17 protein-coding genes are annotated in these 24,282 nt (G+C 73.7%); 13 read left to right on the forward strand and 4 right to left on the reverse strand.

What is annotated here, in order from left to right; translation table 11 throughout:
• Positions 1 to 29: 29 nt before the first annotated feature.
• The gene (locus ACFY32_RS11195) at positions 30 to 2,762 is read right to left on the reverse strand and encodes a lysylphosphatidylglycerol synthase transmembrane domain-containing protein (RefSeq protein ID WP_359196635.1); all 2,733 of its coding nucleotides are present in this window, start codon (positions 2,760 to 2,762) and stop codon (positions 30 to 32) included.
• A 189-nt stretch (positions 2,763 to 2,951) separates the two neighbouring features.
• Between ACFY32_RS11195 and ACFY32_RS11200 the strand changes: the two genes are divergently transcribed.
• From ACFY32_RS11200 to nudC, 5 genes are all read left to right on the forward strand, one after another.
• Positions 2,952 to 3,338, forward strand: coding sequence for an MGMT family protein (locus tag ACFY32_RS11200; RefSeq protein ID WP_390673979.1), 387 nt, complete (start codon positions 2,952 to 2,954; stop codon positions 3,336 to 3,338).
• 266 nt (positions 3,339 to 3,604) lie between these two features.
• Entirely contained in the window at positions 3,605 to 6,901 is a 3,297-nt protein-coding gene (locus ACFY32_RS11205; protein ID WP_359196629.1) for an ATP-dependent DNA helicase, read from the forward strand.
• Positions 6,902 to 7,001: 100 nt separating this feature from the next.
• Entirely contained in the window at positions 7,002 to 10,640 is a 3,639-nt protein-coding gene (locus ACFY32_RS11210; RefSeq protein WP_390673980.1) for a UvrD-helicase domain-containing protein, read from the forward strand.
• Between the two features lie 10 nt (positions 10,641 to 10,650).
• On the forward strand, positions 10,651 to 12,063 hold the full coding sequence (locus tag ACFY32_RS11215) for a dipeptidase (RefSeq protein ID WP_359196623.1): 1,413 nt from the start codon (positions 10,651 to 10,653) through the stop codon (positions 12,061 to 12,063).
• Positions 12,064 to 12,219: 156 nt separating this feature from the next.
• On the forward strand, positions 12,220 to 13,164 hold the full coding sequence (nudC, locus tag ACFY32_RS11220) for an NAD(+) diphosphatase (protein ID WP_359196620.1): 945 nt from the start codon (positions 12,220 to 12,222) through the stop codon (positions 13,162 to 13,164).
• Between the two features lie 69 nt (positions 13,165 to 13,233).
• On the opposite strand, the gene ACFY32_RS11225 is transcribed toward nudC, so the two are convergent.
• Complete coding sequence (locus tag ACFY32_RS11225; RefSeq protein ID WP_359196617.1) at positions 13,234 to 13,476, reverse strand: mycoredoxin; 243 nt, start codon at positions 13,474 to 13,476, stop codon at positions 13,234 to 13,236.
• 207 nt (positions 13,477 to 13,683) lie between these two features.
• Between ACFY32_RS11225 and ACFY32_RS11230 the strand changes: the two genes are divergently transcribed.
• From ACFY32_RS11230 to ACFY32_RS11245, 4 genes are all read left to right on the forward strand, one after another.
• The gene (locus ACFY32_RS11230) at positions 13,684 to 15,885 is read left to right on the forward strand and encodes an ATP-dependent DNA helicase UvrD2 (protein ID WP_359196614.1); all 2,202 of its coding nucleotides are present in this window, start codon (positions 13,684 to 13,686) and stop codon (positions 15,883 to 15,885) included.
• A gap of 201 nt (positions 15,886 to 16,086) precedes the next feature.
• On the forward strand, positions 16,087 to 16,371 hold the full coding sequence (locus tag ACFY32_RS11235; RefSeq protein ID WP_359196928.1) for a hypothetical protein: 285 nt from the start codon (positions 16,087 to 16,089) through the stop codon (positions 16,369 to 16,371).
• Positions 16,372 to 16,545: 174 nt separating this feature from the next.
• Positions 16,546 to 16,905 carry a WhiB family transcriptional regulator gene (locus tag ACFY32_RS11240; protein ID WP_390673981.1) on the forward strand — a complete coding sequence of 120 codons (360 nt, stop codon included), beginning with the start codon at positions 16,546 to 16,548 and terminating at the stop codon, positions 16,903 to 16,905.
• Entirely contained in the window at positions 16,902 to 17,225 is a 324-nt protein-coding gene (locus ACFY32_RS11245) for a hypothetical protein (protein ID WP_359196608.1), read from the forward strand. The genes ACFY32_RS11240 and ACFY32_RS11245 overlap by 4 nt, the downstream gene beginning before the upstream one ends.
• A gap of 123 nt (positions 17,226 to 17,348) precedes the next feature.
• Here the strand turns inward: ACFY32_RS11245 and ACFY32_RS11250 are convergent, their stop codons facing one another.
• Together ACFY32_RS11250 and ACFY32_RS11255 are read right to left on the reverse strand one after the other, a co-directional pair.
• On the reverse strand, positions 17,349 to 18,728 hold the full coding sequence (locus ACFY32_RS11250; RefSeq protein WP_359196605.1) for an AarF/ABC1/UbiB kinase family protein: 1,380 nt from the start codon (positions 18,726 to 18,728) through the stop codon (positions 17,349 to 17,351).
• Positions 18,721 to 19,983, reverse strand: coding sequence for a TOMM precursor leader peptide-binding protein (locus ACFY32_RS11255; protein ID WP_390673982.1), 1,263 nt, complete (start codon positions 19,981 to 19,983; stop codon positions 18,721 to 18,723). Before ACFY32_RS11255 ends, ACFY32_RS11250 begins: the two co-directional genes overlap by 8 nt.
• 256 nt (positions 19,984 to 20,239) lie before the next feature.
• Here ACFY32_RS11255 and ACFY32_RS11260 point away from each other — a divergent pair, with 256 nt between their 5' ends.
• The 4 genes from ACFY32_RS11260 to ACFY32_RS11275 all read left to right on the forward strand — a co-directional run bounded on the left by ACFY32_RS11260 (position 20,240) and on the right by ACFY32_RS11275 (position 24,237).
• Positions 20,240 to 20,836: a M48 family metallopeptidase gene (locus tag ACFY32_RS11260; RefSeq protein ID WP_359196599.1), complete on the forward strand. Its 597-nt coding sequence runs from the start codon at positions 20,240 to 20,242 to the stop codon at positions 20,834 to 20,836.
• Between the two features lie 151 nt (positions 20,837 to 20,987).
• Positions 20,988 to 22,772: a TerD family protein gene (locus tag ACFY32_RS11265; protein ID WP_390673983.1), complete on the forward strand. Its 1,785-nt coding sequence runs from the start codon at positions 20,988 to 20,990 to the stop codon at positions 22,770 to 22,772.
• A gap of 14 nt (positions 22,773 to 22,786) precedes the next feature.
• Positions 22,787 to 23,467 carry an AIM24 family protein gene (locus tag ACFY32_RS11270; RefSeq protein ID WP_390673984.1) on the forward strand — a complete coding sequence of 227 codons (681 nt, stop codon included), beginning with the start codon at positions 22,787 to 22,789 and terminating at the stop codon, positions 23,465 to 23,467.
• Between the two features lie 17 nt (positions 23,468 to 23,484).
• On the forward strand, positions 23,485 to 24,237 hold the full coding sequence (locus tag ACFY32_RS11275) for an AIM24 family protein (RefSeq protein WP_390673985.1): 753 nt from the start codon (positions 23,485 to 23,487) through the stop codon (positions 24,235 to 24,237).
• Positions 24,238 to 24,282 lie beyond the last annotated feature (45 nt).

Below are 24,282 nucleotides of genomic sequence, written 5' to 3' on the forward strand. Positions count from 1 at the left end.
TACGAGGTACCCGGCGGGCCCGGCGTCCGCTACAGCGCCTGTTTCCGCGTGAGGTGCGTGAAGGCCAGCCAGCCCGGCAGCACCGGCAGCCACAGGGTGAGCAGCCGGAACAGCAGCACCGCGGGGGCGGCGACCTCCTTGGGGAGGCCGACGGCGATCAGACCGACCGTCAGGGTCGCCTCGACCGCGCCCACGCCGCCCGGCGTCGGCGCCGCCGACCCCAGGGCGTTGCCCGCGAGGAAGACGACGGCGACGCTGGTGATGCTGATGGAGGTCGACTCGTCGCCGAAGGCCCTGATCGAGGCGTCCAGGCACATCACGAAGCAGGCGGTGAGCAGCAGCATCCCGCCGATGCCGGTGACCAGCTTCTGCGGGCGCTGCAGGACGTCCAGCATCCGCGGGACGACTCCGGCGAAGAGCGAGCGCACGCGCGTGACGACGAATTTCCGCAGGAACGGCACCGAGGTGACCACCAGGACGAGCACCGCCACCGTCAGCAGGCCCGCGATGACCGTCCGGGACGGCGACAGGGAGGGCGTCTTCTCGGTGCCCGTGACATAGCCGAAGGACAGCAGCATCAGGATGTGGCAGCCGAGCCCGAACAACTGCGAGGCGCCCACGCTGGCGACCGCGAGCCCCGGGCGCACGCCCGCGCGCTGGAGGAAGCGGGTGTTCAGGGCGACGCCGCCGACCGCGGCCGGGGCGACGATCTTCACGAACGACCCGGCGACCTGCGCGGCCACCGTCCGCACGAACGGCACCCGCTCGGGCACGAAGCCCAGCAGGGACATCGCCGCCGCGACGTAACTGGCCGCCGAGAACAGCACCGCCGCGGCGACCCAGCCCCACTCGGCGTTCGAGATCAGCGGCCCGAACTCGATGTGGGTGAGCTGCGTCAGCAGGAAGTACGCGCCGATCGCGCCGGCGATGAAACTGATCAGGGTGCGCGGGCGGACCCGTTCCAGCCGGGCCGGCTCGACGGGGGCCTGCGGCCTGATCCGCAGCACCTCGTACCGGATCTGGGAGAGCAGGTCCTCCTCGCGCGCCTCGTCCAGGGCCTCGTCCAGCGCCCGCTTCTCGGCCCGCTGCTCCGCGCGTACGGCCTTCTTGCCGGGCTTGTCCGGGGCGCTCGCCCCGCCGTGCTCCCCGGCCGCCTCCAGACGGGCCTGCTTGGCCTGCCGGGACGCCTCCAGGACGGCGTCTCGCTCGCGCTGGGACCGTTCCCGGGCCAGTCGGCGCAGCGTCGCACGCGTGGAGCGGCTGAGCGCGATCGGCTGGAGCATCGGCAGACAGTTCGCGACGGCGTCCGGGCCGAGGACGCCGACCGCCGAGGCGACCGCCCGCTCGGCGCCCACCCGCAGCCCGAGCGTGACCAGGAGCTGGGAGACGTCCATGCGCAGCAGCAGGTCACCGGCGGCGATCTCGCCGATGCGCAGGTCGGTGAGGATCACGCTGCCGGAACGATCCACCAGAATGGCGTCCCCGACCAGCCGCCGGTGCGCGATCCGCCGGGACTGCAGGGCCCGTACCTGCTCCCAGGCGCCGCGCAGCAGATCGTCGGTGATCTCCTCGTCCGCCAGCGAGTCCAGGGTGCGGCCCCCGGTGTGCTCGTAGACGAGCATCACGGCGTCGGGGCCCAGTTCCGAGGTGGCGATCAGCCTGGGCGCGTTGGCGCCGGCCGCGATCGCCGCGTAGGCCAGCAGCGCCTCCTGCTCCAGCGCCTGGCGCAGCGACTGCAGGCTGCTGCGGGTGGCGAAACCGCGCAGGGTCAGATTGCGCCACGCGCGGTAGAAGAAGCCCTGGGCCTGCTGCTCCCGGTCGACGATGGTGACGTCCAGTGGCGGGCCGTCCTCCAGGGTGACGAAGTAGCGCCGGCCGCGGTCGCCGGTCTCGGCGGAGTCCGCCGGGGCCTCCTCGCGGGAGGCGGTCACCGGGTGGAAGCCGACCGTCATCAGGCCCGCCATCAGCGTCCGCCCGGTGGGGCGCACGTTGGGGGAGCCGACCGCGTACAGCGTGCCGGAGGCCACGGCCCAGCCGATCAGCACCGTCAGGATGATGGAGAACGGCGTGGTGTAGCCGGTGATCAGCATCGACAAGGCGTACAGCAGCAGGACGACCCAGAGCACCGAGCGCCACCGGGGTCTGCGGGACATGCCGACGGCCGTCATGTACGCGATGACCGGCGCCAGGTAGCCGTGCACGGGGTCGGTCAGGGCGTGCAGCTCCCCCGGCGCGGGCTGGGTGAGCGCCTCCTGGATGGAGCCGGGCGCGGCCTCGGCGACCCACAGGTCGGTGGCGAGCGTCACTCCGTGGGCGAGGACGGCGGCGAGCACGCCGTCGGCGATCCGCAGCCCGTCCCGCTTGATCAGCCGTTCGATCGCGAAGGCGACCGGCACCAGCAGGATCGCGATGCTGGAGACCAGACCCGCGATCTTGGTCAGCACATCGGGTGCCTGGCCCGTGCCCTTGTTGATGTCCTGTTCGAGGCCCGAGGTGGTGCCGTGCGCGAAGGCGGCCACGGCGAGCAGCACGGCGACGGCGAGCACGCCCACCAGCAGGCGCATCAGGTCGGAGGGCCGGTGCACACGCGCGGGGAGCAGCGGTTCGTCGCCCTCGACCTCGTCGATGTGCGCGGTGTCCGCGGCGTCCGGCGCGGTACTGCCCGCGCCGCCCTTGCCGTCGGCCGTCTTCGCGGTGCCAGGACGCGACGGAGCGTCAGCGGTGCCCTCCGTGTCCCCGGGCCGCACACCCTGCTGCTTCATCGTCTCTTCTTGCTCTCGTATCACCGGTCACCGCCCGCACGATGGTGGCATGCCGCACCGACACCCGGGGGCATCAGGGTCCACCTGCGCGGCCGCACAGTCTGCCCGAAGCACCGCCCCCGGGCGAGGGAGCCGAAGCGGCCACGCGCGTGCGCGCCGGTGTCGGAGGGGTGCGGCAGGATGGGGCGGATGAGCGAGCAGAGCCTTCCGGACGACATCGGTCCCGAGCCCTCGGACGCGCTGCCGGAGTACGCCGAGCGGGTCCTGGACGCCACCGAGGCGATCCCGCCGGGACGCGTGATGACCTACGGGGACGTCGCCGAGTGGCTGGGCGAGGGCGGCCCCCGGCAGGTCGGCCGGGTGATGTCCCTGTACGGCGGGGGCGTCCCCTGGTGGCGCGTGGTCCGCGCGGACGGCGTCCTGCTCCCCGGCCACGAACTGGAGGCGCTCGACCGGTACCGGGAGGAGGGCACCCCCCTGAAGGAGGCGAGCAGGGCCGCGGCGGACCATCTGCCGCGCCTCGACCTGAGATGGGCGCGGTGGGACGGCGGCGAACACGCGCAGGTTCACACCTGACAGCTTCCGCCATCGCACCGGCGCGCGGGCGACCCGTGATCCGTACGAGGGAATCGGGGCACTCCGGGCACGTCGGTGGCATGACGTACGTTCGTGGGGTGGGGGACACCCGCGCCGCGAGTGACGGGAGGGAAGGAGCGGAAGCTCTGCTTCCGGCCTTCTCGTCGGCGTAGCGTCGGCTGCGCGTGCCCCCCTCACCCCGCGGCCACCGCCCACCACGAGGGACGGCCGTCCCACCAGCAACCCCACCAGGACCGGCGAACCACGTGAGCTCCTCTTCCTCCACCAGGCATCTGTCGCACCCCCAGGCGCGACAGGGGACCCGTGGCGCTTACCGACTGGTCCGTACCCCGCCCGCGCGAGTGGACCCCCCTCGTCTGGACGCCGCCCAGCGGGCGGTGGTTGACCACCGCGCCGGTCCGCTGCTCGTCCTCGCCGGCCCGGGTACCGGCAAGACCACCACGCTGGTGGAGTCCGTCGCGGAGCGCGTCGCCCGCGGCGCCGACCCCGAGCGCATCCTGGTGCTCACCTTCAGCCGCAAGGCCGCCGCCGAGCTGCGCGACCGCATGGCGCTGCGCACCGGAGCCGCGCGGGCTCCCCGGGCGACCACCTTCCACTCGTTCAGCTACGCCCTGGTCCGCGCCCACCAGGACAGCGAGCTGTTCGTCGAGCCGCTGCGCCTGCTGTCCGGCCCCGAGCAGGACGTCACCGTGCGCGAGCTGCTGGCCGGCCAGGCCGACCTGGAGCGGCTCGGCCTGGCGCACGTGCGCTGGCCCGACGAACTGCGCGCCTGCCTCACCACCCGCGGCTTCGCCGACGAGGTCCGCGCGGTGCTCGCCCGCAGCCGTGAGCTGGGCCTGGGCCCGGACGCCCTGGCGGACTTCGCCCGGGGCATCGGCCGCCCCGACTGGCGCGCCGCCGCCGTCTTCCTCGCCGAGTACCTCGACGTCCTCGACCTCCAGGGCGTCCTGGACTACGCCGAACTCGTCCACCGCGCGGTGCTCCTCACCCACCGCGCGGGCGTCGCCGAACGGCTCGCCGCCCAGTACGACGCCGTGTACGTCGACGAGTACCAGGACACCGACCCCGCCCAGGTACGGCTGCTGCGCGCCCTGGCCGGCGGCGGACGCACCCTCGTCGCCTTCGGCGACCCCGACCAGTCGATCTACGCGTTCCGCGGCGCGGACGTCGGCGGCATCCTGGACTTCCCGCACGCCTTCCCGCGTGCGGACGGCCGCCCCGCGCCCGTCCAGGTGCTGCGCACCTCCCGCCGCTCCGGCGCCGCCCTGCTGGAGGCCACCAAGCTGCTCACCCGGCGCATGCCGCTGCCCCGCCTCCCCGCCGACCGGGCCCGCGCCCACCGCGAGCTGACCCCGGTGCGCGACGGGGGCCAGGTGGAGGTCTACACGTACCCGACGGCCGGTACGGAACTGGACAACGTGGCCGACATCCTGCGCCGGGCGCACCTGGAGGACGGCGTCCCGTGGAGCGAGATGGCGGTCCTGGTGCGAGCCGGCTCCCGCACCATCCCGGCCGTCCGCCGCGCCCTGACCGCGGCCGGCGTCCCCCTGGACGTCGACGGTGACGATCTGCCGCTGCGCCATGAACCGGCGGTCGCCCCCCTGCTCACGGCGCTGCGCGCGGTGGCCGGCGCGGAGGCGGGCGACGGACCGGACGACCCGGCGACGTGCTGGCTCGACACCGAGACCACCCTCACCCTGCTCACCTCGCCGCTGGCCGGGATGGACGCCGCCGACCTGCGCCGGCTCGGCCGGGCCCTGCGCGAAGAGGCCCGGACCGCCGGCCAGGTGCCGCCCCCGCCGTCGGACGAGCTGCTCGCGCGGGCGCTGGCCGAGCCCGAGCGGCTCGTCGTGCACGACCCCGCCTACGCGCGTGGCGCCCAGCGCCTGGGCGCGCTGCTGCGCAAGGCCAGGGAGCGCCTGGCGGGCGGCGGCACGGCCGAGGAGGCGCTGTGGGACCTGTGGAACGGCACCCCCTGGCCCGGCCGCCTGGAGCGCGCCGCCCGCCGCGGCGGTGCCGCCGGCCGCAACGCCGACCGCGACCTGGACGCCGTGTGCGCCCTGTTCGCGACCGCCGCCCGCGCGGAGGAACGCACCGGCGGCCGGGGCGCCCTGAACTTCCTGGAGGAGATCGACGCCGAGGACATCGCCGCCGACACCCTCGCCCGGCGCGCCGTGCGCCCGGACGCCGTGCGCCTGATGACCGCCCACCGCGCCAAGGGCCTGCAATGGCGGCTGGTCGTCGTCGCGGGCGTCCAGGAGGGCCTCTGGCCCGACCTGCGCCGTCGGGGCTCCCTCCTGGAGGCGGACCGCATCGGCCGCGACGGACTCGCCGAACCCCTCGGCCCCGGGGCGCTGCTCGCCGAGGAACGCCGCCTGTTCTACGTCGCCGCCACGCGAGCGCGTGAGCGGCTCGTCGTCACCGCCGTCAGGGCCCCGGCCGACGACGGCGACCAGCCCTCCCGGTTCCTCACCGAACTCGGGGTCGAACCCAAGGACGTCACCGGCCGCCCGCGCCGCCCGCTGTCCGTCGCCGCGCTCGTCGCCGAACTGCGCGCCACCACGGTCGACCCCCGGGTCTCCGACGCCCTGCGCGAGGCCGCCGCCCGCCGCCTGGCCCGCCTCGCCGCGCTCGCCGACGAGGACGGCCGCCCCCTGGTGCCGTCCGCGCACCCCTACCGCTGGTGGGGCATGTTCGAGCCGACCGAGTCCAAGGTGCCGCTGCGCGACCGCGACCAGCCGGTCGTCCTGTCCGGCAGCGCCCTGGACCAGCTCGCCAACACCTGCGCCCTGCAGTGGTTCCTCGGCCGCGAGGTCAAGGCCGACGCCCCCGCCACCGCCGCCCAGGGCTTCGGCAACGTGGTCCACGTCCTCGCCGACGAGGTCGCCTCCGGGCACACCCCCGCCGACCTCGACGTCCTCATGGAACGCCTGGACTCGGTGTGGAACGCGCTCGCCTTCGACGCACCGTGGAAGTCCGAGCAGGAGAAGGCCCACGCCCGCGTGGCACTCGAACGCTTCCTGAAGTGGCACGTCATGGACCGCACCGGACGCACGCCGGTGGCCAGCGAGCACGACTTCGACGTCACGCTCACGGCCGGCGAGTACGAGGTGCGCGTCCGCGGCCAGATGGACCGCGTGGAGGCCGACGGCGAGGGTCGCGCCTACGTGGTCGACTTCAAGACCGGCAAGCAGACGCCCAGCTCCGCCGAGGTGGCCCGCCACCCGCAGCTCGCCGTCTACCAGCTCGCCGTCCGCGAGGGCGCCGTCGACGAGGTCTTCGACGGCGCCCGGCCCGAATCCGGCGGCGCGGAACTCGTCCAGTTGCGCCAGGGCGCCGCCAAGCGCGACGGCGGCGAGACGCTGCCCAAGGTGCAGGCCCAGGAACCCCTGGAGGGGGAGTGGGTCGGCGAGCTGCTGGCCACCGCCGCCGGCAAGGTCCTCGACGAACGCTTCGCACCGACCGCGGGGCAGCACTGCGCGCACTGCGCGTTCCGGGCCTCGTGCAGCGCCCGGCCGGAGGGCCGCCACATCGTCGAGTGACCGGCGTGACCCATCGCACCACAGGGGCTGACCTGCGGCTCTCGCGTCCCGGCAGCCGATCCGGCCCCGGCTGTCAGTGCCCGCCGCTAGCCTCTTCGTCGTGCCCGCTCGTATCACCGACCCCGACCAGCTCAAAGAGCTGCTCGGCATCCCGTTCACCCCGGAGCAGACGGCTTGCATCACCGCGCCGCCCGCCCCGCAGGTGATCGTGGCCGGCGCCGGTTCCGGCAAGACGACGGTGATGGCGGCACGCGTGGTCTGGCTGGTCGGCACCGGCCAGGTCGCCCCCGAGCAGGTGCTCGGCCTGACCTTCACCAACAAGGCGGCCGGTGAACTCGCCGAACGCGTCCGCAAGGCGCTGGTCAAGGCCGGCGTCACCGACCCCGACGCCATCGACCCGGACAATCCCCCGGGCGAGCCCGTGATCTCCACGTACCACGCCTTCGCGGGCAAGCTGCTGACCGACCACGGCCTGCGCATCGGCCTGGAGCCCAGCTCCCGGCTGCTCGCCGACGCCACCCGCTACCAGCTCGCCGCGCGGGTGCTGCGCGAGGCCCCCGGCCCCTACCCGGCGCTGACCCGCTCCTTCCCCGACCTGGTCGGCGACCTGCTCACCCTCGACTCCGAACTCTCCGAGCACCTCGTCCGGCCCGAGGACCTGCTCGCCTGGGACGCCGACCTGCTGACCGGCCTCCGGGGCGCCAAGCTCACCAACGCCGACCTGCGCAAGGTCCCCGAGGCCGCCGCCGCCCGCCGCGAGCTGGCCGGCCTGGTCATCCGCTACCGCGCCGCCAAACGCGACCGCGACCTGCTGGACTTCGGCGACCAGATCGCCCTGTCCGCGCGGCTCGCCGCGCTCCCCGAGGTGGGACGCGCCCTGCGCGACGAGTTCCGGGTCGTGCTGCTCGACGAGTACCAGGACACCTCGGTGGCCCAGCGCGTCCTCCTGGCGGGCCTCTTCGGCGGCGGCACCGGCCATCCCGTGACCGCCGTCGGCGACCCCTGCCAGGCCATCTACGGCTGGCGCGGCGCCTCCGTCGCCAACCTCGACGACTTCCCCGAGCACTTCGCCCGCGCCGACGGGGCCCCCGCCACCCGGCAGTCGCTCAGCGAGAACCGCCGCAGCGGCGGCCGGCTCCTCGACCTCGCCAACGGCCTCGCCGGACCGCTGCGCGCGATGCACGCGGGCGTGGAGGCTCTCCGTCCGGCCCCGGGAGCCGAGCGCGACGGCCTGGTCCGCTGCGCCCTGCTGCCCACCCACGCCGAGGAGATCGACTGGATCGCCGACTCCGTCGCCCACCTGGTGCGCACCGGCACGGCACCCGGGGAGATCGCCGTCCTGTGCCGCACCGCCGCCGACTTCGCGGAGATCCAGGGCGCCCTGGTGACCCGGGACGTGCCCGTGGAGGTCGTCGGCCTGTCCGGGCTGCTGCACCTGCCCGAGGTGGCCGACCTGGTCGCCGTCTGCGAGGTCCTCCAGGACCCCGGCGCCAACGCCTCCCTGGTGCGGCTGCTCACCGGGCCGCGCTGGCGGATCGGGCCGCGCGACCTCGCCCTGCTGGGGCGCCGCGCCCGGCTGCTCGTCGCCCACGGGCGCGTGGCGGACGACGACGACCCCGACCGTCGGCTGGCCGAGGCCGTCGAGGGCGTGGACCCCTCCGAGGTGATATCGCTCGCCGACGCCCTGGACACCTTCCTGGAGACGCCGATGGACGGCGCCGGGGACGACGACGGCCTGCCGTTCTCGCCGGACGCCCGCGTGCGCTTCGCCCGCCTGGCCACCGAGCTGCGCGAGCTGCGCCGCTCCCTCGCCGACCCGCTGATGGACGTCCTGCACCGGGTCCTGGCCGTCACCGGCCTGGAGGTCGAGCTGTCGGCGTCCCCGCACGCGCTCGCCGCCCGCCGCCGCGAGACCCTGTCGAACTTCCTGGACGTCGCCGCCTCCTTCGCCGCCGGTGACCACGAGGCGACCCTGCTGGCCTTCCTCGGCTTCCTGCGCACCGCCGCCCAGTACGAGAAGGGCCTGGACAACGCCCTGCCCGGCGGCGAGAACACCGTCAAGGTGCTCACCGCGCACAAGTCCAAGGGCCTGGAGTGGGACGTCGTGGCCGTCCCCGGACTGGTCACCGGCACCTTCCCCAGCACCCAGGGACGCGAGAAGTGGACCGCCCAGGGCAAGGTCCTGCCGCACGCGCTGCGCGGCGACGCCGACACCCTCCCCGACGTCGTCTCCTGGGACTCCCGCGGCCTGAAGTCCTTCCACGAGGCCATGAAGGAGCACCAGTACACCGAGGAACTCCGCCTCGGCTACGTCACCTTCACCCGCCCCCGCTCCCTGCTCCTCGGGTCCGGCCACTGGTGGGGCCCCTCCCAGAAGAAGCCCCGCGGCCCGTCCGACTTCCTCCGGGCCCTGTACGACCACTGCGCCGCCGGACACGGCGAGATCGAGGTCTGGGCGGACGAGCCCGCTGAGGACGCGGAGAACCCCGCGCTGCGCCGGGCCGCCGCCGAGCAGGCGTGGCCGCTGCCCCTGGACGACACGGCCCTCGCCCGGCGCCGCGCGGCGGCCGAGACGGTCCTCACCCACCTGGAGAACCTCGCCTCCCCGGGCCGGGACCACCCTGTCGCCGTCCACGACCCGGACCGCTACGACGACCCGGAGTGGCCGCCGCCACCGGAGGACGACGAGCCCCTCTACGAGGAGCCCTCTCACCGGCCCCTCTACGAGGAGCCCTCTCACGAGCCGCCGTACGACGGTCCCTCTCACGAGCCGCCGTACGACGCTCCCTCTCACGAGCCGCCGTACGACGCCCCCTCTCACGAGCCGCCGTACGAAGAGCCCCCGCACCCGGACGGCCTCTCCGAGGAGGACCCCTTCCTCGACGACGACACGTGGTCGCGCCGTCCCGCGACCGGCTCCCCGACCGTCCCCCGCCAGGCGTCGCCCCCGCCCGGCGACCCGGACGCCCCCCGCCCGCACCCGCGGGACCAGGACCCGGAGATGCCGCTCACCCCGGAGGAGGCCCGCACGGTCGCCTCCTGGGACCGCGACCTCGACGCCCTCGCCGGGGAACTGCTGCGAGCGCGGGAGAGCGTCACCGAGGTGCCGCTGCCGGTCTCGCTGACCGCCACCCAACTGCTGCGGCTGGCCGCCGACCCGGACGGCCTCGCACAGGAACTGGCCCGGCCCATGCCCCGCCCGCCGCAGCCCGCCGCCCGCCGCGGCACCCGGTTCCACGCCTGGGTCGAGGCCCGCTTCGAGGCGCTGACCCTGCCCATGCTGGAGCCGGACGAGCTGCCCGGCGCCGAGGCCGAGATCGCCGACGAACACGACCTGGCCGCCCTCAAGGCGGCCTTCGAACGCACCGAGTACGCCCACCGCACCCCCTACCGCGTCGAGGCCCCCTTCCAGCTCGCCCTCGCCGGCCGCGTCGTACGGGGCCGTATCGACGCCGTCTACCGGCGGGGCGACGGCGACTCGGTGACGTACGAGATCGTCGACTGGAAGACCGGCCGCACCGGCACCGCCGACCCGCTCCAGCTCGCGGTGTACCGGCTGGCCTGGGCCGAGCAGCAGGGCGTACCCCCGGAGTCGGTGACGGCGGCGTTCCTGCACGTGCGCACCGGCGAGATCGAACGCCCCGGCGACCTGCCCGGCCGGGCCGCCCTGGAGCGCCTGCTGCTGGACGGGCCGTACGGTGACGAACCGCACGATCAGGGTGTCGGTACGGGCCTATAGGCTCGTGACCATGAGCAAGCCCGTTGACAGTGCCGTCAGCGCCGTCCGCACGTACATCGAGCAGCACCGCGCCGCCTTCCTCGACGACCTCGCCGAGTGGCTGCGCATCCCGTCCGTGTCGGCCCAGCCCGACCACGCGCCCGACGTGCGCCGCAGCGCCCACTGGCTGGCCGCCAAGCTCCGGGAGACCGGCTTCCCGGCCGCCGAGGTCTGGGAGACGCCCGGCGCGCCGGCGGTCTACGCCGAGTGGCCCGCGGCCGACCCCGCGGCGCCCACGGTCCTCGTCTACGGGCACCACGACGTCCAGCCCGCCGCCCGCGAGGACGGCTGGCACAGCGACCCGTTCGAGCCCGTCGTCCGCGACAACCGCCTCTACGCACGCGGGGCCGCCGACGACAAGGGCCAGGTGTTCTTCCACACACTCGGTGTCCGCGCCCACCTCGCCGCCACCGGCCGCACCGCCCCCGCCGTCACCCTGAAGCTGCTGATCGAGGGCGAGGAGGAGTCCGGCTCCCCGCACTTCCGCGCCCTCGTGGAGGAGCGGGCCGAGCGGCTCGCCGCCGACGCCGTGATCGTCTCCGACACCGGCATGTGGTCCGAGGACACCCCCACGGTGTGCACCGGCATGCGCGGCCTCGCCGAGTGCGAGATCCGGCTGTACGGACCCGACCAGGACATCCACTCCGGTTCCTTCGGCGGCGCGGTGCCCAACCCGGCCACCGCCGCCGCCCGCCTGGTCGCCGCCCTGCACGACGAGCACGCACGCGTGGCGATCCCCGGCTTCTACGACGGGGTGATCGACCTCACCGACCGGGAACGCGAACTCTTCGCCGAACTGCCCTTCGACGAAGCCCGGTGGCTGCGCACGGCCAAGTCCCGCGCCGCGCACGGCGAGGCCGGTCACACCACCCTGGAGCGCGTCTGGGCCCGCCCCACCGCCGAGGTCAACGGCATCGGCGGCGGCTACCAGGGCCCCGGCAGCAAGACGATCATCCCGTCCTCCGCCATGGTGAAGCTCTCCTTCCGCCTGGTCGCCGGCCAGGACCCCGACCAGGTGGAGAAGGCCGTCCGTGCCTGGGCCGCCGACCGGACGCCCCCGGGGCTCCGCTGCGAGATCGAGTTCGGCGCGGCCACGCGCCCGTGCCTGACGCCCCTGGACCACCCGGCGCTCCAGTCGGTGGTCCGGGCCATGGGCCGGGCCTTCGGGAAACCGGTCCGCTACACCCGCGAGGGCGGCTCCGGACCGGCCGCCGACCTCCAGGACGTCCTCGGCGCACCGGTGCTCTTCCTGGGCATCTCCGTCCCCTCCGACGGCTGGCACGCCCCCGACGAGAAGGTCGAGCTGGACCTGCTCCTCAAGGGCGTGGAGACCTCCGCGTACCTCTGGGGCGACCTGGCCGAGCACTGGCGCCATGCCCCCTGACCGCCCCTGACCGCCCGGACCCGCACCCCGCGCGGGGCACACTGGAAGCACCGCCCCGCCCCACCGAGCCCTCCCGGACCCGGTCGCCACCCGCCGTACGACCCGCCGAACCGCCCGCCGAACAGAACCGCCGCACCGGGGGAGATGGAAGCACCCGTGACCACCTGGACCGACCACACCGCCGACCGTCCCATCTCGCTCACCGCCCCGAGCGGCGTGGACCGAGCCGCCCACCACCGTCTCGACGAGGCGTGGCTCGCGGCGGCCTGGAGTCACCCCTCCACCCGCTGTTTCGTGGTCTCCGGCGGTCAGGTCCTCATCGACGAGACCCCCGACGGGCGCACCGAACTCGTCATGACCCCCTCCTTCGAGGCCCCGCTCACCGAGGCCCACCGCTACTTCCTCGGCATCGACGAGGACGGCGTGGCCTACTTCGCCCTCCAGAAGGACTCGCTGCCCGGCCGCATGGACCAGTCCGCGCGCCCGGCGGGCCTGCGCGAGGCCGGCCTGCTGCTGTCCCCGCGCGACGCGGGCCTGATGGTCCACGCGGTCGGCCTGGAGAACTGGCAGCGCACCCACCGGTTCTGCTCCCGCTGCGGCGAGCGCACCGTGATCGCCGCCGCCGGCCACATCCGCCGCTGCCCCGCCTGCGGCGCCGAGCACTACCCGCGCACCGACCCCGCCGTGATCATGGCGGTCACCGACGAGAGCGACCGCATCCTGCTCGGCCGCCAGGTGCACTGGCCCGAGGGCCGCTTCTCCACGCTGGCCGGCTTCGTGGAACCCGGCGAGTCCATCGAGCAGTCGGTGCGCCGCGAGGTGTACGAGGAGGCCGGCATCACCGTCGGCCCGGTCGAGTACGTCGCCAGCCAGCCCTGGCCGTTCCCGTCCAGCCTGATGCTCGGCTTCATGGCTCGGGCGACCACCACCGACATCACCGTCGACGGCGACGAGATCCACGAGGCCCGCTGGTTCTCCCGGGACGAACTCGGCGCCGCCTTCGAGTCCGGCGAGGTGCTCCCGCCCTACGGCATCTCCATCGCGGCCCGCCTGATCGAACTGTGGTACGGCAAGCCGCTGCCGACGCGCGGTTTCGTCTGAGACACGACGAAGGGGTGGCCGTCCCCGCTCGGGACGGCCACCCCTTCGGTCGGCGGACCGGTGTACCGGTTACGCGCCGATCTTCTGCTTCACCTGCGCCAGCGACGGGTTCGTCAGCGTCGACCCGTCGGGGAACAGCACCGTCGGCACCGTCTGGTTCCCGCCGTTCGCCTTCTCCACGAACGCGGCGGACTCCGGGTCCTGCTCGATGTTGATCTCCTCGTACGCGATGCCCTCACGGTCCATCTGGCTCTTCAGCCGACGGCAGTAGCCGCACCACGTGGTGCTGTACATCGTCACAGTGCCCGGCATGTCTCTCGCGCTCCTTCGGCGGCTCGGGGAATCCGTCTTGCTCGCAAGAGGGCAACGTCCGCGGCGCCGCCCCCATTCCCGCCCCGCCGGCGTGCCCGCCCGGCCGCCCGGCCTTGTCCGCACGCACCTCCCGCATTAGTACGACTGTCAGGGCCCGCCTGTGGACAACCGGCGCACCCGTCTCCCGCGACCTGGCAGCATGGCTGTGTGACAGCAGCAACGCACTCCTCCCTCTTCCCGCAGGTACCGGACTCGGCCGACGCGGTGCTCGACGGGCTCGACCCCGAGCAGCGCGAGGTGGCCACCGCCCTGCGCGGACCGGTGTGCGTGCTGGCCGGCGCCGGTACCGGCAAGACCCGGGCGATCACCCACCGCATCGCCTACGGAGTGCGGGCCGGCATCCTCCAGCCGAGCAGCGTCCTCGCCGTCACCTTCACCAACCGCGCCGCCGGGGAGATGCGCGGACGGCTGCGCCAGCTCGGTGCCGTCGGCGTCCAGACCCGCACCTTCCACTCGGCCGCCCTGCGCCAGCTCCAGTACTTCTGGCCGAAAGCGATCGGCGGCCCCATGCCCCGGCTCGTCGACCGCAAGATCCAGTTGGTCGCGGACGCGGCCGCCGCCTGCCGCATCCGCCTCGACCGGGGCGAGCTGCGGGACGTCACCGCCGAGATCGAGTGGTCCAAGGTCACCCAGACCGTCCCCGCCGACTACGCCCTCGCGGCGGCCAAGGCCGGCCGTGAGGCACCCCGCGACCCCGCCGAGATCGCCCAGCTCTACTCCGCCTACGAGGACCTCAAGCGCGGCCGGGGCGTCATCGACTTCGAGGACGTACTGCTGCTCACCGTGGCCGTCCTCCAGGACCGGCGGGACGTCGCCGAACAGGTCCGCGCCCAGTACCAGCACTTCGTGGTCGACGAGTACCAGGACGTCAGCCCCCTCCAGCAGCGGCTGCTGGACCTGTGGCTCGGCGACCGCGACGACCTCTGCGTGGTCGGCGACGCCAGCCAGACGATCTACTCGTTCACGGGAGCAACCGCCGACCACCTGCTCGACTTCCGCACCCGCCACCCCGGCGCCACCGTCGTCAAGCTGGTCCGCGACTACCGCTCCACCCCCCAGGTCGTCCACCTCGCCAACGGACTGCTCGCCCAGGCCCGGGGCCGCGCCGCCGACCACCGCCTGGAGCTGATCTCCCAGCGCCCCGCCGGGCCCGAGCCCGTCTACGGCGAGTACACCGACGAGCCCGCCGAGGCCGAGGGCGCCGCCCGCCGCATCCGCGAACTGATCGACTCCGGCGTCCCGGCCGCCGAGATAGCCGTCCTCTTCCGCACCAACTCCCAGTCCGAGACCTATGAGCAGGCACTCGCCGACGCCGGGGTGCCCTACCAGTTGCGCGGCGCGGAGCGGTTCTTCGACCGCCCCGAGGTGCGCAAGGCCCACACGGCACTGCGCGCCGCGGCCCGCTTCGGCGGCAACGACGCCCTCCTCGACGACACCGTCGACCTGCCCGCCCAGGTGCGCGCCGTGCTGTCGGGGGAGGGGTGGACGCCCCAGCCGCCGGCCGGGTCGGGTGCCGTCCGGGAGCGCTGGGAGTCACTGGCCGCCCTGGTGAACCTCGCGCGGGACTTCACCGCCGCCCGGTCCGACGCGACCCTCGGCGACCTGGTCGCGGAACTCGACGAGCGGGCGGGCGCCCAGCACGCCCCGACCGTGCAGAGCGTCACCCTCGCCTCCCTGCACTCCGCCAAGGGACTGGAGTGGGACGTCGTCTTCCTGGTCGGCCTGGCCGAGGGCATGATGCCGATCACCTACGCAAAGACCGACGAGCAGATAGAAGAGGAACGCCGTCTCCTCTATGTGGGCGTCACCCGAGCGCGCGAACGCCTGCACCTGTCCTGGGCCCTGTCCCGCGCACCCGGCGGCCGGCCCAACCGGCGGCCCAGCCGGTTCCTCGACGGACTGCGCCCCGGCTCGGGCGGCGGCGCCGGCCGCGCGACGGCGGGCGCCGCCGGAGGGGTGGAGCGCGGCTACCGGGGCTCCGCGGCGGGCGCCCCCGCCCCGCGGCGCACCCAGCGCACCCCGGCCCGCTGCCGGGTCTGCGGCCGCACGCTCACCGACGGCGGTGAGCTGAAGCTGCTGCGCTGCGAGGACTGCCCCTCCGACATGGACGAGGGCGTCTACGAGCGGCTGCGCGCCTGGCGTGCGGTCCAGGCCCGGCGCAGCGGCCAGCCGGCCTTCTGCGTCTTCACCGACAAGACGCTGACGGCGATCGCCGAGACCGTCCCGGACGACGAGCACGCGCTGGCCCGCATCCCGGGCGTCGGAGCGCGCAAGACGAACCGCTACGGAGCCGATGTGCTGGCCATCTGCGCAGGCCAGGAGGTCGACGGCGAAGACAGCGACGACTGATTCCAACTCATCGAAAAAATAGTTTGCGCATGCCCCGGCAATCCCCATAGGTTCTTGCACACGGAGACGGCAGCCTTCCCGGAGGCACTGAATCCGTGTTGTACTTGCACATCCGCGGACCGGTTCATCCTGGTCCCCCCCCCGAGACGCCGAGAGGAGGCGAGTCCAGTGGCCACCATCATCACCAGCTCCACCGTGAAAATGACCGATCGCTCGACCGTCTCCCTGTGCATCCTCGGCGCCTCCGACCTGGGCACCGGTCTGTCCGGCATTTCCGCCGTGCGTCCGGCGTCCTCCGCTGCTCCCGCGGGTCTTCCCGTCCGTGAGCGCAATGAGCGACCGACCAAGGCACTGGAAGCGGCAGTAGTGGCAGAGGCCCAGGCCTATGCCTTTGCGGCGGCCGGTGCCGGATTCCGGAAGCAGACGACGCAGCACCACCAGATGTGGGCCTTCCGTGGGCCAGAACCCTGGAGTGATCCAGCCTGATCGCCGATCAGGCCGGCGCCTTCAGGGCCGCGGAACCCCATCCGGGATCCGCGGCCCTTCTGTTTGTCCCGAACGGGACGGCAGAGCGAAGGGGCTTCGGGACACAACACAAGAGCCCGGTACCAAGCCGCCCCCGGCCGACCGGCCGGAACGACCAGACGAGGAAGACGACCCGTGCAACTCGAAGCGCACGTCCCGTCCGTACCGCCTTCCGACACGATCCCCAAGCCTGTCCCCACGGAGGACCCGACCTTGACCCCGCTCACCGCGCTCGACGACGCCATCGAGAACCTCGGCGTACCCGTCCCGTGCCGCTCCTACGACCCGGAGGTCTTCTTCGCCGAGTCGCCCGCGGACGTGGAGTACGCCAAGTCCCTGTGCCGCACCTGCCCGCTGATCGAGGCCTGCCTCGCCGGGGCCAAGGAACGGCGTGAGCCCTGGGGCGTCTGGGGTGGCGAGCTGTTCGTCCAGGGGGTCGTCGTCGCCCGGAAGCGGCCGCGCGGCCGCCCGCGCAAGAACCCGGTCACAGCATGAACACCACCGGAACGATCGACCGTCCCCTCACGCACGACCCCAAGAAGCAGGCCCCGATGAAGCCGTCCACCCACGAGCCCGTCAGCTCAGCGCCCGAAGACCTCACCACCAGTGGTGCGAACGACTCGCGCCAGAACAGGACCCGAGAGATGCAACTCATCCAAGAAGCCCTCGCACGTGCGCATATGCACGAGCAACTGCGGCTGGCGGAGCGGGAGCGCCGGGCCATGCGCCTGGCCACCGCCCGCCGGATGCAGCGCCGGGCGGAGCGCGCCTCGATGCGTGCCCGCCGTGCGCTCGCCATGGCCGTCATGCAGTAACCGACCACACCCGAAGCGGTGGCCTCCCGAACCGAACCCGGATCGCACCGGACTCGGATCACGGGGGGCGAAGCTCTCCTCGCGGGGGCCGGCCCGATCAGCGGACCGGCCCCCGCGGCGCGGCTACGCCTCCGCGGCCGGTTCGGTCTCCTCCACCGCAACGGGCGCGGGCTCCTCGACGAAGCCGGGCAGCCACTCCTCCAGCTCGTCGCGCAACCGCACCGTCGCTCCCAACTGGCACAGCACCCCGATCGTGCTCAGGGTGACCCGGTGGATCAGGAGATAGGCCGGCGGCAGGTTGAGCTGCTTGGCCAACTGGTACGCCGGGGAGCGGATGTCGCCGATGCGGGCGGCCTGGCTGCGCATCCAGCTCCGGGTGAAGGTGAACTCGTCGACCCGGGCCGGTTCGATGATCGGCAGCAGATAGTCCAGGACCGCCTCGGGGTCCAGCTCTATCGACTCCTTGACGAAGCCCTCCTCGCGGAGCTGCTCGTAGACGGCCTCCGCGTCCCCGTCGAGGGTCAGGCGCAGACAGGTGCCGATGGGGTCCGGCAGACCGCCCGGGAGCCGGTCGACCGTGCCGAAGTCCAGGACGCCCAGCCTCCAGTCGTCCGCGCCGTCCGGGCCGCCGGGCAGCAGCCGGAAGTTGCCCGGGTGCGGGTCGGCGTGCAGCAGGCCGGTGCGGGCGGGACCGGAGAAGAGGAAGTGGGCCAAGAGCTGACCGGCCCGGTCGCGCTGCTCCGGGGTGCCGTCGGCGATGACCTCCGACAGCGGGATGCCGTCGATCCACTCGGTGACCAGGACCTGCTCGCACTGGTGGACCACGTCCGGCACCACGATGTCCGGATCGCCCGCGAACTCCTGCGCGTGCGCTCCCTGGGCCTGCGCCTCCAGACCGTAGTCCAGCTCCTCCGAGACACGGTCCCTCAACTCCGCGATCAGCGGTTTGACGTCCAGACCGGGGACCAGCGGGCCCAGCAGCCGGGCGAAGCGGCTGAGCTGGCCGAGGTCCGACAGCAGGGCCTCGCCGGCGCCCGGGTACTGCACCTTGACCGCGACCTCGCGCCCGTCGTGCCACACGGCCCGGTGCACCTGGCCGATCGACGCCGCGGCGGCGGGCCTGTCGTCGAACTCCTGGAACAGCTCCGGCCAGTTGGCGCCGAGCCGCTCCGCGAGCACGGAGTGGACCGTGCGCGTCGGCATCGGCGGGGCGGCCTCCTGGAGCTTGGTCAGCGCCGCCCGGTAGGGGCCGGCGATCTCCTCGGGCAGCGCCGACTCGAAGACGGAGAGGGCCTGGCCGAACTTCATGGCGCCGCCCTTCAGCTCGCCGAGCACCTTGAACAACTGCTCGGCGGTGCGCTGCTGCAACTGCTGGCCGACGATCTCGGCGGACTCGCCGACGATCCGCTTGCCGAGTCCCCAGGTCGCCCGTCCGGCGAAGCCGAGCGGGAGCGCGGCGAGCTTGGCGGTCCGGGTGACCGCCTTCCGGGGAAGATCAGACATGCGCCCTCCAAGTCCCAGCAGGCCGCGCCGTGCCCGCCTTGCGGCGTGGTACCGCCGACAGCCGTTGCCCCGCCATTGTCGCGCGCCGCTGCCCGTTCTCGGAGGTGTGTCCGCGCACACCTTCGCTCCCGTCACCATTTCGCCGCCGCTCGGTGCCCCCTTCGGGGGTCCGCCGGGCCGCCGAGCACGGGCACGCGGGGTGGGCCGGGACCGGCCGCGCGTGCCAGTGCAGGGCAGGCAGCGAGACCTCCCAGCGGGCACCGGCGCCGGCGGGATCGTGGCCGTCGAGGAACGCCAGCGCGTGGGCCGCCGCGAGCCCGGCGACGGTGGTGGCCAGCGCCAGATCGCAGGGCCGCACCCGGGGCTGCCGGCCCGAGCGCCACTGGGTGACCAGACGGGGCCAGGTGGGGTCCCGGTCGGCGCGGCCCTGCTGGAGGCAGCCCGCGCAGGCCGTCTCACCGGGCAGGACGAAGGGCCCGACCACGCCGGTGCCCTCCACCACCCCCGCGTACAGATGGGGCGTACCGGAGGCCATCAGGGGTTCGGCGGCGGACGGTGGGGGCGCGTGCACGGCGACGTCGTCGCGCGGGGCGAGGATCACCAGGGAGAAGCCGGGGCCGCCGTCCTCGGGCGGCGTCGCCGGACCGCGGCGGGGCGGACGGCCGGGGGCGGCCCGGCGGGCGGCCCGCCGGGCCGACTCGTCCCTGCGGTTGCCGACGGATTCGGCGGGCAGTCCGCCGGGGGTGACGTCCCACGGTTCGACACAGCCGCCGTCGCGCACGTCGACCTCGCCGATCCCGGCCCCCGACAGCAGCGAGGCCACCACCGCACCGACCCGTCCCGCGCCCCTGACCTGCACGCGCTGCGCCCGGCGGGCCGCCAGGGCGCCGATCGCCTCGCCCGGCTGGGAGGTCGTCAGCGACAGCGAGGCCAGGTCCGGGCGGAGCCGGTCCAGGACGTCCTTCCTCCGGCGGAGGTCGTCGGCGGCCGGACCGCCGCCCCGGGAGTCGTCGAGGAGCCCGGCCTCCGCGAGCCGCTCCAGCAGGGCGTCCACATGGCCGTCCGGCAGATCCATGCGGCGTCCCTCCTCCCGCAGCAGCGCCACCCCTCGGGTGCCGTTGAGCAGCTCCAGGAAGCTGCCGGTCGCGGTGTCCAGCGGCCCCAGCGTCAGCGCGTGCGCCGGTGCCATGCCGAACTGGACGGTCTTGAGATCGCGCCAGCTCCGCCTCAGAGCGGGTTTCACCATCGGATGCATGACAGGTCCCCCGTACGTCGTCGTACTCCCCGTGGGCCGGCCCGGACGGTCGTGACCGTGCCGACGGGGCCAGCATGCCCGGCCGCGGCGCCGGGTGCGGAAAGTTGTCCACAGGCGGTGGACGCTTGTCGTATCAATGCTGCCGTGGTCGGCTCGGTCACTGTGCGGTCGTACAAATCGGACGCATGGTGATGCCGCCGGAACCAACCGCCCCGGAGTGGGGACTTCTCCCGTGCGCAGCGGGTAACGTCGGGGCGTGTCCGCAGACCCACTGCACCGCGCCGGAACGCCACCGCGCGTGCCGACGAGTCCGCCGAGCGACGGCTCGGGCACGAGCGCGATCGAGGTCCGCAGAAGCACCCGTCGACGCAGGACGGTCTCCGCGTACCGCGAGGGCGATCGCACCGTCGTGCTGATCCCCGCCCGGATGTCCGAGGCGGAGGAGCAGCGCTGGGTGAGCGTCATGCTCGACAAGCTGGCCGCCCAGGAGAGCAAACGGGTCCTGGGCGACACGGAACTGGCCGAGCGCGCCGAGCGGCTGTCCGCCCAGTACTTCGGGGGCCGTGCGCGGCCCAGCTCGGTGCGTTGGGTCACCAACCAGAACACGCGCTGGGGCTCGTGCACCCCCGCCGAGGGCAGCATCCGGCTGTCGCACCGCCTCCAGGGCATGCCCGAGTACGTCGTCGACTACGTCCTCCTGCACGAGCTGGCGCACCTGCTGGTGCCCGGACACGGCCCCCGGTTCTGGCGGCTGCTGGACGCGTATCCGCGCACCGAGCGGGCCCGGGGTTACCTCGAAGGAGTGGTCGCGGCGGACCGGCTGCCGCAGGTGCCCGGCGCCCGCGGGCGGTAGCGCCCGCCGCCCGCGGACCGCCTCCACGCGCGTGTGCGGCACGGCCGGCCGGGGGTTCTGTACCGGGTCTGTACCGGCATCGGCCGGTGTCCGGCTTTGCGGTTAGCCTGGCGCGACGCACTCGCATTCGGGATGGGGGACGGTCGTACGCATGGCCAGGGAATTCCAACGCGGCCACAAGGCCAGGATCAGTGACCTCACCGTGGGCACCGATCTGTACGTAGGCGTGCAGATCTCCGGCCCCGGGCTGACCTTCGACATCAGTTGCTTCGGTCTCGACGCCGACGAGCGGCTCTCGGACGACCGGTACTTCGTGTTCTTCAACCAGCCGAAGTCGCCCGAGGAGGCCATCCAGCTCCTGGGCGCGCAGGCGGGCGACACGGAGTCCTTCCGGGTCACCCTGGAGCGGATTCCGCCGCAGATCCAGAAGCTGTCGTTCACGGCGACGATCGACGGTGCCGGGCAGATGTCGCAGATCGGCCCCGGATACCTGCGCATCGTCGCGGGCGGTGAGGAAGTGGCCCGGTACCCGTTCGACGGGTCGGAGTTCTCCACCGAGCGGGCCGTGATGCTGGGCGACTTCTACCTCAAGGACGTGTGGCGGTTCGCGGCGGTCGGCCAGGGGTTCGACGGCGGCCTGGACGCGCTGCTGCGGAACTTCGGCGGCGAGGTCGCCGAGGAGGAACCGCCCGCCCCGGAGCAGCCCCAGCAGCCGCAGCCCGGCGCCGTCCCCGGCTTCGCCCCGCCCGCCGCTCCCGCCCAGCCCGCCCCGCCCCCGGCCTTCGGAGTCCCCGACACGCCCGCGCCCGCCACCCCGCCCCCGGTCGCGCCGGTTCCCGCGCCGGCCTCGCCCGCGCCGCAGCCCGCCGCGCAGGTCTACGCGCCGCCGCCGGGAGCCGTCCCGCCTCCGCCCCCGGCGCCCGAGCCGCCCTCCGCGCACGCCGCCCCGACCGTCGTCGCGCCGATGCCCACCCCGCCCGGCGGCTCCCCGGTCCCGCCCCCGGCCCCCGCGCCGTACGGCCAGGTCCCCGGCCTGCCCGCCCCCACGGCGCCCCTGCCCCCGGGCTACGCCCAGCCCCAGACGCACCAGCCCCACCAGTCACCCCAGGCGCCGCACGCACCCCACGCATCCCACGCACCCCAGCCCCCGCACTCCCCGACCCCGCCGCCCCCCGGCTACGGCCAGCAGGCCCCCTACGGAGCCCCCCAGGGCATCCCGGCGCAAGGCGCACCCCAGGGTGTGCCCCGAGGCATCCCCCAAGGCGATCCCCAGGGCGCCGGTGTCGCCGCCGCGCTCCAGCGGTTCCGCGAGACGCCCGCCGGCCAGCGCTGGACCCAGCAGAACGGGAAGCTGGTCCGCGTCGACCTCGGCATAGGGGGCACCCCCGTGCTCGCCCGGCAGGGCAGCATGGTGCTCTACCAGGGCAAGGTCGACTTCAGCTACAAGGGCGCCGGATTCGCCGGCCGCGTCGTCGGCAACGCGACCGGCCAGGAGATGCAGTTGATGCGCTGCACCGGCAAGGGCCAGGTGTTCCTCGCCGAGCAGTCCACGATGCTGCACCCGATCGAACTCCAGGGGGACGCCATCTGCGTCTCCGCCGAGAACGTGCTCGCCTTCGACGAGGGCCTCGCCTACGAGGTCCGCCGCATCGAGGGCCACGGCATCCCCGGCGGCGCGCTGTTCACGATGCAGTTCCAGGGCACCGGCACGATCGTCGTCAAGACGCACGGCGTGCCCGTGGTCCTGCCGGTCACGCCCACCACCTTCGCCGACTGCAACGCGGTCGTCGCCTGGTCGGCCGCCTCCCAGGTGGTCGTCTCCAGCCAGGTGCGGATGCGCCGGAACTCCTACGCCGGCGACACCGGTGAGAGCGTCAACCTCCAGTTCCGGGGAGCGCCCGGCAACTTCATCGTCGTCCAGCCGTACGAAATCTGAAGGGAGGGCCCGAGATGGACCAGCCGCTCGCGGGCTACGCCTCCGCACCCGTCACCGCCCGCATGGAGAACCACGGCAACCACATGCTGAAGGTGGCCATGCAGACCGGGCACGACCTCTTCGCACGCGTGGGCTCGATGATCGCCTACGAGGGCTTCATCCAGTACGAGCCCAACCCGCCGGCCGTACGGCAGATCGCCAAGGACTGGATGACCGGCGAGGGCGCGCCGCTGATGAAGTGCTCCGGCGACGGGCTGCTCTACCTCGCCGACTACGGCGCCGACGTGGTCGTGATCAACCTCGACGGCGACGGGATCTCCGTCAACGCCACCAACCTGCTCGCCTTCGACGCCCATCTCACCTGGGGCGTGGAGCGGGTGAAGGGCCTGGCGAAGTTCGCCGGGCAGGGCCTGTGGAACACCAGGATCTCCGGGCAGGGCTGGGTCGCGCTGACCTCCCGGGGCAAGCCGATCGTGGTCGACTGCGGCGGCGGCGAGGACGAGACGTACGTCGACCCGGACGCGCTCGTCGCCTGGTCCCCGAACCTCAAGGTGAAGGGCAAGCGCAGCTTCAAGGCACAGTCCCTGATCGGCCGCGGCAGCGGCGAGGCCTACCAGATGGCCTTCTCCGGTCAGGGCATCGTCGTCGTCCAGCCCAGCGAGGACAGCACCGACCGCCTCCGGGTGCGGGGCTGAGGGGGAGCACAACCACCATGCAGAGCCCGCTTTTCGCCTACAACGACCAGCAGACCCAGGAGCGCTGGAGCCTGCAGAACAAGCAGATGCTCCGCGTCGTCCTGGAGGGGCACGACGACATCCTCGCCCGCAAGGGCACCATGGTCGCCTACCAGGGGCTCGTCGAGTTCGACGCCGAGCACCAGGGCGGCCGGGCACACGCGCGTGCGCACACCGGCGAGGGCCTGGACCTGATGCGCTGCCACGGGCAGGGCACCGTCTACTTCGCCAACCTCGCCCAGCACATCCATGTGATGGAGGTCGAGCAGGACGGCCTCACCGTCGACAGCGGCTATGTGCTGGCGATGGACTCGTCCCTGCACCACGAGGTCATCGCCGTCGACAGCCTGTACGGCATCTCCGGCTCGGGGAAGTACCAGCTCAACATCACCGGACGCGGCCGGATCGCCCTGATGACCTCGGGCGCCCCGCTGCTGATGCGGGTCACCCCCGACACGTACGTCAACTGCGACGCCGACGCGATCGTCGCCTGGTCCACCGGTCTGCGGGTGCAGATGCAGGCCCAGACGCACGCCTCCGGGGTATGGCGGCGGCGCGGCAGCACCGGCGAGGGCTGGGAACTGAGCTTCATGGGCAGTGGCTTCGCGCTCGTCCAGCCCAGTGAGCTGCTGCCGCCGCAGCACGCGGTGATCGGCTCGGGCCTCGCCGCCCAGTACGGCATGGGCCAGCAGGGGGCCCGGGGACAGAACCAGGGCAACGTCTGGAGCTGACCTCCCGGCCGGTCCGCGTAAGGGGCGATCACCCAGGTGGCCGCC

It is taken from the genome of Streptomyces sp. NPDC000134 (assembly GCF_042899225.1).
In the GTDB taxonomy this organism is placed as follows: domain Bacteria; phylum Actinomycetota; class Actinomycetes; order Streptomycetales; family Streptomycetaceae; genus Streptomyces.